This is a genomic window from Pseudophaeobacter profundi, from assembly GCF_029697505.1.
GTDB lineage: Bacteria > Pseudomonadota > Alphaproteobacteria > Rhodobacterales > Rhodobacteraceae > Pseudophaeobacter > Pseudophaeobacter profundi.
In genome coordinates this window covers 19,709-32,040 of record NZ_JARJEF010000011.1, presented here as the reverse complement: position 1 = coordinate 32,040, position 12,332 = coordinate 19,709, and the positions used below count along the sequence as shown (strand labels likewise).

General features: G+C 60.8%; 13 protein-coding genes. 3 read left to right on the top strand and 10 right to left on the bottom strand.

Annotated features, from left to right (window positions below):
* Positions 1-57: 57 nt before the first annotated feature.
* From P2081_RS16065 to P2081_RS16040, 6 genes are read right to left on the bottom strand one after another with little or no spacing between them, the layout of a single operon-like run.
* On the bottom strand, positions 58-1,314 hold the full coding sequence (locus P2081_RS16065) for a four-carbon acid sugar kinase family protein (protein ID WP_278923884.1): 1,257 nt from the start codon (positions 1,312-1,314) through the stop codon (positions 58-60).
* On the bottom strand, positions 1,314-2,576 hold the full coding sequence (locus tag P2081_RS16060) for a RuBisCO large subunit C-terminal-like domain-containing protein (RefSeq protein ID WP_278923883.1): 1,263 nt from the start codon (positions 2,574-2,576) through the stop codon (positions 1,314-1,316). Before P2081_RS16060 ends, P2081_RS16065 begins: the two co-directional genes overlap by 1 nt.
* Position 2,577: 1 nt before the next feature.
* Positions 2,578-3,117 (bottom strand): VOC family protein, encoded by a 540-nt coding sequence (locus P2081_RS16055; protein WP_278923882.1) that lies wholly within the window; start codon positions 3,115-3,117, stop codon positions 2,578-2,580.
* A gap of 7 nt (positions 3,118-3,124) precedes the next feature.
* On the bottom strand, positions 3,125-4,402 hold the full coding sequence (locus P2081_RS16050; protein ID WP_278923881.1) for a TRAP transporter large permease: 1,278 nt from the start codon (positions 4,400-4,402) through the stop codon (positions 3,125-3,127).
* Positions 4,399-4,926, bottom strand: coding sequence for a TRAP transporter small permease (locus tag P2081_RS16045; RefSeq protein ID WP_278923880.1), 528 nt, complete (start codon positions 4,924-4,926; stop codon positions 4,399-4,401). Before P2081_RS16045 ends, P2081_RS16050 begins: the two co-directional genes overlap by 4 nt.
* A gap of 11 nt (positions 4,927-4,937) precedes the next feature.
* Positions 4,938-5,951, bottom strand: a complete 1,014-nt coding sequence (locus P2081_RS16040) for a TRAP transporter substrate-binding protein (protein ID WP_278923879.1) — start codon at positions 5,949-5,951, stop codon at positions 4,938-4,940.
* A 150-nt stretch (positions 5,952-6,101) separates the two neighbouring features.
* On the opposite strand from P2081_RS16040, the gene P2081_RS16035 reads away from it, so the two are divergent.
* Positions 6,102-7,118 (top strand): LacI family DNA-binding transcriptional regulator, encoded by a 1,017-nt coding sequence (locus P2081_RS16035; RefSeq protein WP_278923878.1) that lies wholly within the window; start codon positions 6,102-6,104, stop codon positions 7,116-7,118.
* Between the two features lie 328 nt (positions 7,119-7,446).
* On the opposite strand, the gene P2081_RS20975 is transcribed toward P2081_RS16035, so the two are convergent.
* The 3 genes from P2081_RS20975 to P2081_RS16025 form a co-directional block, all read right to left on the bottom strand.
* Positions 7,447-7,773: an aspartate/glutamate racemase family protein gene (locus tag P2081_RS20975; protein WP_369011409.1), complete on the bottom strand. Its 327-nt coding sequence runs from the start codon at positions 7,771-7,773 to the stop codon at positions 7,447-7,449.
* Positions 7,774-7,879: 106 nt separating this feature from the next.
* The gene (locus P2081_RS16030) at positions 7,880-8,281 is read right to left on the bottom strand and encodes an ester cyclase (RefSeq protein WP_278923877.1); all 402 of its coding nucleotides are present in this window, start codon (positions 8,279-8,281) and stop codon (positions 7,880-7,882) included.
* Between the two features lie 2 nt (positions 8,282-8,283).
* A complete protein-coding gene (locus tag P2081_RS16025; RefSeq protein WP_278923876.1) occupies positions 8,284-9,054 on the bottom strand; it encodes an MBL fold metallo-hydrolase in 771 nt (256 codons plus the stop codon).
* 135 nt (positions 9,055-9,189) lie between these two features.
* Between P2081_RS16025 and P2081_RS16020 the strand changes: the two genes are divergently transcribed.
* The gene (locus P2081_RS16020; protein WP_278923875.1) at positions 9,190-10,104 is read left to right on the top strand and encodes a GlxA family transcriptional regulator; all 915 of its coding nucleotides are present in this window, start codon (positions 9,190-9,192) and stop codon (positions 10,102-10,104) included.
* A 43-nt stretch (positions 10,105-10,147) separates the two neighbouring features.
* Here the strand turns inward: P2081_RS16020 and P2081_RS16015 are convergent, their stop codons facing one another.
* Entirely contained in the window at positions 10,148-11,173 is a 1,026-nt protein-coding gene (locus P2081_RS16015) for a carbon-nitrogen hydrolase family protein (RefSeq protein WP_278923874.1), read from the bottom strand.
* 156 nt (positions 11,174-11,329) lie between these two features.
* On the opposite strand from P2081_RS16015, the gene P2081_RS16010 reads away from it, so the two are divergent.
* Positions 11,330-12,277 carry an AraC-like ligand-binding domain-containing protein gene (locus tag P2081_RS16010; protein WP_278923873.1) on the top strand — a complete coding sequence of 316 codons (948 nt, stop codon included), beginning with the start codon at positions 11,330-11,332 and terminating at the stop codon, positions 12,275-12,277.
* Positions 12,278-12,332: the final 55 nt, after the last annotated feature.

The window sequence follows — 12,332 nt, the reverse complement described above, 5'->3', positions numbered from 1 at the left end:
CTTCGCGGCATTCGTGCAAGGTGCAGCGATGCCTAACTGCAGGTGCGGCAACAGGGATCAACTCTTGTCGGCCTTCGCAGACACATCCTTTAGGTCTGCCTTGCTTTGGGCCGTAAAATCATTGAACAAGCCAACTGCCCCCATTTGTCCGCCTTTAAGCATCACGGGCAAGCCATCTTGTGAGGGATCCCCGTGGCGTCCAATGCAAACGCAAGCGCCCTGACCAAGATCCCGGTGGAAATCGAGTGCGTCGAACCCGAGCCGAGTCACGATACGGCTCGAAGTGTCGCCCCCAGCAAGCCCGAGCGCACGCACAGGACGGGCTGCCACGAAATCCTGCACAAAAGCTGCGCAGGCGTCAGCAAGCACTGCCGGTTCACAGCAATAATCGGCGTCCGGAACAAGGTGGAGGAGCAAATCCTTGTTCTTGGGGTAGCTCCTGGCAATCCTTTGCGCTGCGCCATCTTCGGACAGAAGATCTGGGGACAGAGCCACGCACTCGAACTCGGTGGCCGCTGCAACCTGTGCCGCTGTCACCGAAGAGCGAGACCCGGCAAAGATTAGGGTGCTGCCGTCGCGCGGGGGCAGCGTGACGGGAGACAGTTCAGTGATCTGATCGCCGAGGATCTCCGCTACTGAACTGGCGCCAACGAGCAGCTTGCGACCCGGTATTCGGTCCAGTGCAGCCCGAATGTGAAGCTGATCAAGTGCGCAAGTGTTGTCGACCAGCGCAGGACCATCGCCCAAGCGTTCAGCCACTGTTGCAGACTCATCAAGGTCGGATACAAGGATCCGCACCGGCAGATCCAGTCCCTGTGCCGCGAGGTGGAGCCCCAGGTCGGCTTCGTTCATTGGTGTTACGGGATGGCGGGCCATGACGGGATGGCGATCAATGCGATGCACCGCGCCACCCGGGCCGTGGGCGAAGAGATTGCCAAAAGCGCAGTATCGCGCCAAGCTCGGCTGTCCGCCGATGACGGCAAACGTTTCAGGCTCGAAAAGATGCTGAATCTCACGCGCGATGGCCCCGATGGAGCCAACCCCAGGCGCGCTGTCAAAGGTCGAACAGACCTTGAGATGGATAACCTCGGGCTTTTCAGCTTCGATCATCGGCCAGAGCGTGCGCAAGGTGTCCAGCGCGCGTACCGGAGAGAGCGATCTGAGGTCCGTCGCAACGCCCAATACATCGAGGTTGCCCTGCGGTGTGGTATGACCCGTGACAAGCCGTGTCCGCAGCCCACGTCGTGCGTAGGATGCGAGACTGTCCGAGGCCCCGGTGAAATCGTCACCGATGAAAACGATGCGCGCGCCCATCAGCTTGCCCCAAAGAAATCTAGAGCGCTGGCAAGAGCTGCATGGTCCTTTGCCGCAGTCGCGAGGTCCTCGCCGGCTGCAAGCGCCGCATAGGCTTCACGAAGCGAGGCGATGCCGGCGGACGGGCCGCCGGGATGGGCGAGGATGCCTCCGCCACACATGAACATGAAATCCTCGTTCTGCGAGGCTTCCATTGCAGAAGGCAGCGTGCCGGCCCATTGGCCAGAGGAAAACGCGGGCATGACCCGGTCGTCGGCACCTGGGGTCAGCGGGGCGAGACAGGCGCGTGCGGCCTCGGTCACCTCGTCCCTGCTATCCACGAATTTGCCACCGATCCCATGCACGTGCATATGATCGACACCGGCGAGCCGGAACAGAGCCTGATATGCCGGAAACGCGATTCCGAGCGCTGGGTGACGGCTCATGGCACCAAAGCCATTCCGGTGAGCGTGAATGGCGAGGTCAGTATGGTTGCGCAGACTCTCGATTCCCGAAAGACCGCACCAGTTGAGCGAAGCCATGACGCAGGTGCCGCCATGTGCGACCACGAGGTCCGCGTGACGGCGCATTGCGTCCACTTCGTCGGTAATGTTGAAGGCCATCATTACACGGCGGCCCGAGGCGTCCTCTGCCCGTTTGATTGCCTCCATGACCAGGGGGACGCGTTTGGACAGCGGTGCGATGTCAGGGTTGGCACAGACCTCGTCATCTTTGATGAAATCCACGCCTGCAGCGCAGAGGTCGCCGACCAGCGCCGCAATGGCATCCGGGTGCATGCCGACGTTGGGTTTGATGATGGTGCCAAAAACGGGCCGCCCGGTCACACCGAGACTCGCCCGGGTACCCGAGATCCCTTGCACGGGTATGGGGAAGCGCGCGCGATACTCCGCCGGAACTGAAATATCCAGGAGTTTCAACCCGGTGATCTCGCCGATGTCATAAAGATTTCCCGAGACGGTCGCCGCCAGCGTGGGCAAGTTGCGCCCAATATTTCTTGTAGGGAAGGCGATACGTACGCGGGCCCGCTTCGCCGGACCTGGCGCGCCCTTGCGGTCGATATAGGCGGAGGCAAGCGTCGGGGCGGGCAGCTCGCCCAATTCTTCGATGCTAAGAACCTCGGCGGCTGATCGCGCACGCAATTCGTCGGTTTCGCCCGCGACGCGCACGAAGGTGCCGGAAGATTGTTCGCCAGCCATCATTGCGGCGACATCGGCCAGGGGGAACGGGGTTTCCAAAAGATACTCTGCGACGATGCAATTCATGTCAGATAGCCGAGAAGTCCGGGAACGGGCGGATTGGATCGGTACCATCCCAATCGACAGACGCTGCTCGGATCAAGTCAAACAGACGCCCTTTGGGGCCCATCACCTCAGATAGTTCGATACAGGTGCCGGGGTGATGTTCCTCGGCGAAATAAACGAAGCGCCCGTTTTCGCCGACGCAGCCTGACATCTTCACGGTGAAGCCTCGCTCCTTCATCATGGCCAGGTCGGCATCGAAATCCTTGGTCCAAAAAGCGACGTGTTGCAGTCCGCGCAGCCCCTTTTGCATGTAGTCGCGATACATCGAAGGTACGTCGTTGCGTGTCTGGATCAGCTCAACCTGCATGTCGCCGGAGTTGGCCAGCGCGACCGAGTTGTGCGGTTCGTAGCTTTGCCCATCATATGTATAATCCACGATCGGAACCTGCGGGTTATAGAACCACGGGCCAACGCCCATGACGTCAGACCAGTGCTTCATTCCCTGTTCGATATCGTCCACGACGATACCAAGTTGGCGGATCGGGCCGAGTAGATTGCTCATGCGCGCCTCATTTCATCAGTGTGTTAGGGAGCCATGTGGACAGTGCCGGAATGGCAGTGACAACCAGGAGGCTCAGGAGTAGTGGGAGGAAGAAGGGGATCACGCCGGCGATGACGCGGGTGATCGGCATTTTCGTAATGATGGTGATCATATAGAGCGACATTCCCACCGGCGGGGTCAGCAGCCCGATCATCAGGTTCAGGACGAACACGATCCCGAGCTGTAATGGGTCGACGCCGACCATGGTCAGGGCCGGAGCCACGATGGGGGCGATGATGAGGATCGCTGCAATCGATTCGAGGATCATGCCGACGACCAGCAGGAGCACGTTCACCAAAAGCAGCAGCACGAGTGGGTTATCGGACAGGCCAAGGAGAAGGCCAGAGACCTTCATCGGGACCTGATCAAGCGTGAGAACCCAGGCGAAGAGGGCTGCAGTTGCCACGACGAAGAGGATGTTCGCGGTGGCTGTGGTGGTTTCCCGTAGGGCGGTTATGAAACCGCGCAGTGTCAGGCTGCGATAGATGAAGATTCCGATCAGTGTGGCATAGGCGACAGTGACGCCTGCCACCTCGGTTGGACCGAAATAGCCTGACATCAGGCCCGTAATAAGCAGTATGGGGGCGAGAAGCGCCGGGAACGAGATGACGGCTTTTTTTGCTATATCTGCGGGGCGCGCGGCGATGTCGTCGCGCGGCAGGGATTTGGTACGGGCGACAATGGCGACCTGGATCATCAGGAACACGGTCAGCAACAGCGCCGGTACGATTCCGGCGAGCAGCAACTGCACGGCCGAGACATTGGCGACGCTGGCGTAGATGATGATCGGGATTGAAGGCGGAAAAATCGGACCGATGGTGGCGGCGGCAACGGTAAGGCCAGAGGCGAATTCGGGTTTGTAGCCCTGGCGCGTCATCTGGTCGATCTGGATCTTGCCCAATGCGCCGATATCGGCAAGCGCGGCACCGGAGACGCCTGAGAAAATCAGTGATACGAGGATCGATACCTGGGCCACAGCGCCGCGGATACGGCCCAGAACCATGCGCACGAGGTCAAAAAGATGAGTGGTTACGCCGGTCGCGTTCAGAAGCGAAGCGGCGAAGATAAAGAGTGGTACGGCCAGCAATGGCGAACTGTCGAGTGCGTTCAGACTGCGTTGTGCCAGCACTGAAACCGGCAGACCTTGTGTGACGATCACAATCGCCGAAGAGAGGCCTAGGCAAACCGCGATTGGCGCGCCTGCAACGAGCAAGACAACGAAGAGGGTCAGTAGCAGGGCGGTCATGTGGTCTCCAGCGCCTCTTCGGCAGAGGGTTCGCCATAGGGTGCCGACGGGCACCTGCCGCGCAGGGTGGCGACTGTGCGTTCCAGGGCGACAAGTGTCATGAAAAGCGATCCGGTCAGAGCAAGCGAATAATAGAACCAGTTCGGCACACGCATTGCAGGGGTCAGAAACTTACCGGCGCGAGGCAAGAATTCGGCAAAGCTCCATAGGAGCAGCACACCGAAAGCGAGGGTGGCGATGTCGGACAGGAGCGCCAGCCAGCGGGCCGGACGCTTGCTCAACAGGTCGGGCAGCAGTGTCACCGACACCAACGCCTGGCGGCCAGCGAGTGCAGGAACGGACAGAAATACCAGTCCAATTCCGCAAAATCGCGCCAGTTCGTCGGCCCATGGAAGTCCGAGATCGAAGAAATTGCGCGCCGCGACCTGCAGGACCACGAGACTGGCCATGAGGGCAAGCAGGGTGAGGCCAAGCCCCACCCCGATCCCCGCAACCCGCCCGAGCGCGATGCGAAGAGTGGGCATCTTCCGTGTCATCAGCCGACCGCTGCGATCTTGGCGTAAAGGTCACCGTATTCCGCTCCAAAACGCGCGTCGACCAGCTTGGACACGCCGTCGCGGAAGCCCGCGATGTCGAGACCGTCCTCTTCGCCGATTACGGTCATGCCGAGATCGCGCAGCTGTTGGGTTTCGCCGGCTTCGTTGTCGAGAATGGCCTTGGTCGCCTTCTCGCGGGTCTGGCTTGCTGCTTCCCGGACGGCGTCCTGTTCGGCGGCAGACATGCCCTGCCAGACATCTTCGTTCATTACGACGACTTCGGCGTTGGACATGTGGCCAGTCAGCATGAGATGGCTCTGCACCTCATAGAGTTTCACGTTCAGGACCACGTTGACAGGATTTTCCTGCCCCTGCACGACCCCGGTGGCCAGCGCGGTGGGAACTTCGGACCAGTCGACAGGCACGGCCACGGCGCCCATGCCTTCGACGGCGGTGGTGTAGATTGGGAAGGGCACAGCGCGGATCTTTGTGCCTTGAAGGTCTGCAGGGCTCATGATCGCTTTGTTGCACGTCAGGTTCCGGCGTCCGAAATAGTGGGCGTAGATCACACGTACATTTGCAGCTTCGATCAGTCCCTTGTTCAGCTCCTGCATCACTGGGCTTTCCACGTCCGTCACTGCCATCAGGTGGTCGATGTCACGATAAAGATACGGCGTGTCGAGCGCGGCAAAGGGCTGGTAAAGCGAGCCGAGCGCGCCTGCGGTATTGTGGGAAAATGCGATGGTGCCAAGCGACACCGCCTCTGCCAGTTCCTGCAGTTTACCCAGCTGCGAGTTCGGGAATACCTGCACTTCAATATCGCCGCCCGAAGTCTGGCCTAAAGCATCTGCGAACCAGTCGGCCTGAGCGCCAGCGACCGAGGCGACTTCATTGTTGTGACCGTAGCGCAGGGTTGTGGCGGCTAGTGCGGGACAAGCGACCAGGGGGGCGGCAAGGGCCGCACCGCCCAAGGCGAGCATGGACCGGCGGTTCAGATTGAATGAATGTGTCATCTCTCTCCTCCCAGAGTATGTGATGTATTTTGAGGGGTGTCATTCGAAAAATGACGCGCCTCCTCCCAAAATACGACAGCTTTGACGAGTTTAGTGATCTGAGGCATGATTGGTCCAGAAAATTGAAATGATGGATTATGAGGGGTTGGTATGCCTGACACTGGGGAAAAGCCGCTTCTTGTAGACATTGCTGCACGCGCAGGTGTCTCCATGGCAACGGTGGACCGGGTTATAAACCGGCGGAAGGGCGTGGCGGAGCGCACTCGTCGCCGGGTGTTGGATGCGGCGCGCGCGGTCGGCTATCTTGGTGAGGACGAGGTCGCGCACATCGGAGCGGCGAGGCCGATGAACGTGACTGTTCTGCTGCCCGCTGGGACCAATCCCTATCTGCGGCTTCTGGGCGACCGGGTGCGCGACCGTATCGGGCGCTCCGGTACGACCGATCCGTTCTTGCGCTGCTACTTCATCGACAGTTTCGATGCCGGTGCGCTTGCAACTGCACTGCGCAAGAGCGCAGGATGGGCCGATGGCATCGCGTTTTTCGCCATCGAACATCCTGAGGTCCGGGCGGCGGCGGCCGAAATCGCAGGCCAGGGTGTAAATCTTGTCACCATCGTATCAAACCTAGGTGAACGAACCGGTGTCGCTCATGTTGGGCTGGATAACTATGCCGTTGGCCGCACTGGGGGATTGCTCGTCGGGCGGCTTTCCGGACGCGGCAACGGTGCCGTTGCGCTGGTGGCGGGTAGTCGAAATTACCGTGCGCACAGTGATCGCGAGGCAGGCTTTCTGAGCGTGATCGAAGAGATGTTTCCGGGGCTCAGGCTGGTCGGTCTGCGTGAAGGTCATGACGATGCGGGCGAAAACTACCGTCATACGCAGTCTTTGATTGAGCAGGAGCCGGAACTAGTTGGGATCTACAATGTCGGTGGGTCGTCCAGCGGGATCACTCGGGCGCTGCGTGAACTTGGGCGAGACGACGTGGTTTTCGTGGGCCATGGGCTGACTACCGACACACGGCGAGCGCTCTTAGACGGGACGATGGATGCGGTTTTCGATCAGGACCCGGATGCATTGATAGACCGAGCGATCAGAACCTTGGCTGCACCTGAAGTGCCGCCCGATCCTCTGAAGTTCGATATCTATTTCAAGGAAAACCTGCCCTGAGGTTCCCATAAGTGCTCTCTTTTCGAGGCAGGGGTTTGGTACCTTCATGCTGAGCGGCACAGTCCCTTGGTTTCCATCCCATCCCGGCCTGGTGCGCCTTCAAACTGTGAGCTTTTCAGGGGGGGTACGTCTTGACCCTTGGGTCATATCCGAAGCCGCTGCTCGTGCGTCGCCAGGCTTCCAGCCAGTCGAATGATGCAGGACAGGCCATCCAGCACGGGAATCGAAAGCTCCGGCGCAAGATGGTGTGATATACCTGCCGTAATCGCGCCGCCCAGGACAATCACGTCGGGCTGGTTCGAGACAAGGACCTTCCGGGCCAACTCGGTCATGTCACGAGGGGTTTGGTCACCGGTGTGTTGGCTCTGGAGACCCCGGTCGGCAAGGCGTGTACGCCTGTTAGATGTTTCGCCATTCCGCAGGCTTCGGCAAGTGCCCGTATGCCGGGGACTGTCGTCGGGGCGACTGTCAGGATCGAGTATCGGGGACCGAGTTCTACAGCCCTGCTCATTGCGACCGCTGCGATGCCAACAACGGGGAAGATCCCCCCTTGCCGGATACGGAGAAGGCCTGGATCGCTGAGACATGCGATGGTGGCCGCATCAGGGACCAGCGCCTCGGTGATCGCCGCGCAAGTGGCCTTGGCGGCGATCACCGCGTCCTTGGGCGTCTAGATCCCGGTAGGACCAAACGGAGCCGTCACTGCGCGGATACGGGGCTCGGGCGGCGGAATCGAGACCGCTTCGTGTCGGATGCCGCTGTCATCCGGCGAGTTGTTGCCGGATATCGGCTCGGTCGAAATGGGAGCGCTTTTCCACAATCAAGCCATCCCTGAGGGTCAACTTCATGAAGAGCGAAAACCTCAGCTTTCGCCCCGACGCGGGAATTCCCGCCCAGTCGCGTGCGTGGATCCCCTCAAAAATCATGTAGGAGGCAACCTGATCCCCTTCGGCGATCAGCTCGACAATCGGCATCTGCCAGTCATCGAAGGCCGCGAAGTTCTTTTCTTCGGACGCCCGGAAGCCTGCGACGCCGGGGTGCGGCGTGTCCACCTGGTGGTAGAACACGAAGTCGGGATGACAATACTGCGCCAGATCGTCGAAACGCTGCTCGTTGATGGCCTCGTAGAAGGCACGGACGGTCGCTTTGTTCGCTTCGGTCATGCTCAGAACTCCAGAACGTCATTGTCCGCGGGGATCCACAGGTGGTCGGTCATGCCATTGACCTCGGCAAAGGCCTGCAGGTCGGCCCGGCTCAGTGCGCAATGGTTCACGGTTTCCATGTGGCTGGCGACGATCTGCGCGGTCGGCGCCGCATCATGCACCGTCTTGACGTCGTCCGTGCCCATGATGATCGAGCCAAGGCCCGGCACCTGCGCGTCACCGGCGGCCAGCACGATCACATCCGGCTTGAACATTTCGAGGTTGGTCGCGACCATCTGGTTCCAGACGGTGTCACCGGCAAGATACAGCGTGTTTTCGCCCTCGGCACGGAACACCACGCCCATCACGTTGCCCAGCAGTTCGGCGGCGTAGACATAGGCCTGTTCCGAGCCGTGCTGACCACAGGTGCGCGACAGGGTGACACCCTCAAAGGTGGTCTCGATGCCCAGCGGGCGCACATCGGTGAAGCCAAGGGCCTTGATCAGTTCTGCGTCCGAATAGTCCTGTACGAAGGTCGGCTTGTCACGTGGCAGCAGCTTGATCGCGGCTTCGTCGAAATGGTCGGGGTGCAGGTGTGTCAGGATCAGCGCGTCGAAGTCGAGGATCTTCTCCATCGGCATGCTGAGCGCCACGCGCGGGTTGCGGATCTCGCTATTCAACGTGCCTTCGAAGCCGGGATAGGCGTCCTTGTCGGCCAGGTAGGGATCGACGAGGAAGCGTTTTTTGGCATAGGTCACGATCAGGGTGGCATTGCGGATCTGGTGGATTTTCATGGGCTGTCTCCTTTTGTGCCGAATGAGCGCGCGTGACCGTTTCGGGCCGTTCGCGCGTCTCTTGACGCCAATCTGGCCAAAGGTCACGGTTTTCGCTATTGGCGCAATCGACATAAAGCGGGGTGATATCGACAAATGGAGCAGCTCAGAATCGGCATCCTTCTGTATCCGGGGGTGCAGACGTCGGCGGCGATGGGGCTGGCGGACTTGTTCCACGTGGCTGGCCGAATGGTCAGCCAGAAGGACCGGCTTTTGGTCCGAACGCTGGACGCGCCGCCCGACAGGCCGGGTGACGAACCCTGTCACGTGCTGATCCTGCCCCCATCACTCGAAGCACCAATTGCACCCGAAACCGCCGCGCCGTTGGCCGACTGGCTGCGCGCGTGCCATGCCGAGGGTACAGTGCTGGCTTCGGTCTGTGGCGGGGCCTTTTTGCTGGCGGAAACCGGGCTGCTGCATGGGCGGGCCGTGACGACCCACTGGGCCTATGCCGATGCCTTTCGCGACCGCTTTCCGGATGTGCCGCTGGACCCAGACCGCCTGATCATTGACGGGGGCGATATCATCTCGGCGGGCGGGCTGATGTCCTGGACCGATCTGGGCCTCAAACTAGTGGACCGCTTCCTCGGCCCGGTGGTCATGGCGCAGACCGCACGGATGATGTTGGTGGACCCGCCGGGGCGCGAGCAAAGCTATTACAGCGGCTTCGTGCCCCGCATGACCCATGGCGATGCCGAGGTCCTGAAGGCGCAGCATTTCCTTCAGGCGAACGAAGGGCGCGACGCGCGCCTGGCAAAGCTGGCCGATCTGGCCAGTCTCGGAGAGCGCACCTTCCTGCGGCGTTTCCAGAAGGCCACCGGCCTGACGACCACCGAATACGCCCAACGCCTTCGGATCGCCAAGGCGCAGGAGCTGCTGCAATTCGGCCGCCAGCCTATCGAGCGCATCGCGTGGGAGGTCGGCTATTCCGACACCGGCTCTTTCCGAAAGGTGTTTCACCGAATCGTTGGACTGACGCCGGGCGACTATCGCCGCCGATTTCATGCATAACCGGCGCATGAGAAATCCCATGCGCCGGTTATGCACGCATTTGTCAGACTGCCTTCAGGTCAGGTTCTTCCTCGGGCAACTCGTTAGTGGCGTCACGCGCCGGACTGTCCGAACTCAGGACCGACATCGCGTCGCGCGGCCTGCGATCAAGCACAAGGCGCGTGACATCGGGGCGCGAATAATGCCCTGCCGGGTCCGCTGGGCCTTTGGCCAAAGAGATCATGCCAAGGTCGATATCGGCGTAGACAAGCCCTTCTTCCTCGGGCGCCAGGGTATTGCTGATCATCTGACCGTCCGGCGCATAGATCTGCGCATAGCCGCCCCCAACGGCCAAAAGTGCCTTCTTTGTGTCGGTGTCGCACATGATCTCGGACATCTCGGGAGAGACGATGGCGGTCGGCGCGATGACAAAGCAGCCACCCTCGACCGCATAGGCGCGGCTGGCTCCGGTGTTGACCTCGGGTCCAAGCTGGTACGCCCCGCCCGGGAAAATCGAAAAACTCGGCCACGCGGCAATATGGACCTGCTCATTCTGAGCGAACATGGCGTATTTCGTCAACGGCTGGAGATGCTCCCAGCAGCACAGCGCGCCGACTTTGCCCAGTTCACTGTCATGCACCGACAGGTCACGCCCGTCGCCCTCGCCGAACACCGTGCGTTCCACATGGGTGGGTTTCAGCTTGCGGCGTTTGGAGACGGTGCGGCCATCGGGACCTATGAGCCACTGGCCCATATACAGGCTGCCGCCGTCGCGTTCGGAGTGCCCAAGGGCCACCATGATTTTGTTGTCGCGCGCAGCGCGGGCAAGGCGTTCGGCCTGTGGTGAGCCGTATTCTAGAGAGTTGTCGAAGTAGCGCTGCGCGAACTGCATCTGCCACGCGACGCTGTCGAGCCAGATATACCACGGGTAGCCGGGGATGAAGGTTTCGGGAAAGGCGATCAGCTCGGCGCCGTTCTGCGCGGCCTGTTCAATCAGGCCGATGGCTTTGTCCACCGTCGCTTCGAGGTCGAGAAAGACCGGCGCGGCTTGAACCGCGGCGGCGCGAAACTTGGGGTTTTGCTTGGTCATTTGGGTCTCCTTGTCGGACATATCTTTATGTTCCGCGACCATCTTAATCGGAGAGCCGTCGCCCCAGCTTGTCTACCCGCCGCGCAAAACTTGACTGAGAGTTGCAGCCCACTGCAAATTGCTGGACAGGAAACGCGGCTCGGATAGACTTTTGTCATGGAAACGCTTTGGACCACATCCTCGGTCGCACCAAGGGAAAGCCTGTCTTATTGGATCGAGGCGGTCTGCCGAACATACACCTCGCTCGACTGCGAACACCGCAACCAAGAGGCACCGTTCTATGGCCAGATCGAGTCGGGCATAGTCGGTGAAATCGGTGTGACGCAGGTGCGCGCCGCCGCGCAAAAGGTCCGCCGCACGCTGGGCAGCATCGCCCGCCACGAAGAGGACAAGCTGCTGTTCAGCATCCAGAAACGCGGGCGTTGCACCGTTGTGCAGGACGGGCGTGTGGCGACGCTCGCGCCTGGGGATTTCGTGCTGTATGACACCAAGAGGCCCTACGACCTGACTTTCGACGAGGATTTCTCTCAGTATGTCGTTGCTCTACCAGGCCATGTCCTGCGCCCGCAACTGACGTCGCCGGATCGGTTGACCGCCCGGCGCATTCCGGGTGGGTCCAGCATCGGCCGCGCCGTGCTACACGCCGTTGAAACCGTGGCCAATGCACAGAGTGTTTCGGACGGCGCGACCGCACGCCCGATGGAAGAGGCGCTGCGCGGGCTGCTGACCGCCGGGTTGCTGTCGCTGCCCGGCGCCGAGGCCCGACCGGAGGAAACCGCGTCAGGGGCGCGCCGCGCCGCGATCAAGGCCTATGTCCTGCAAAACCTGTGCGACCCGGAGCTTTGTGTCGGTATGATAGCGGCTGCGCAAGGGGTCGATGTCAGCACGGTCCACCGTGCCTTTGACACAGAGGGCGAAACGGTCAGTCGTTGGATTTGGGGGCAGCGGCTGGAGAATGCGCGGCGCGATCTGATTGACCCCGGGCAATCGAGCCGCACCTTGACGAGCATTGCGTTTTCTTGGGGTTTTAACGACATGGCACATTTCAGTCGTGCCTTCAAAGCCCGGTTCGGGCAATCGCCACGCGCTGCACGGCACACTTGACGAACTTTACGCGGTTTAGCCTGTCCTGATAGCAAACCGATTGCGCCAAAATTTG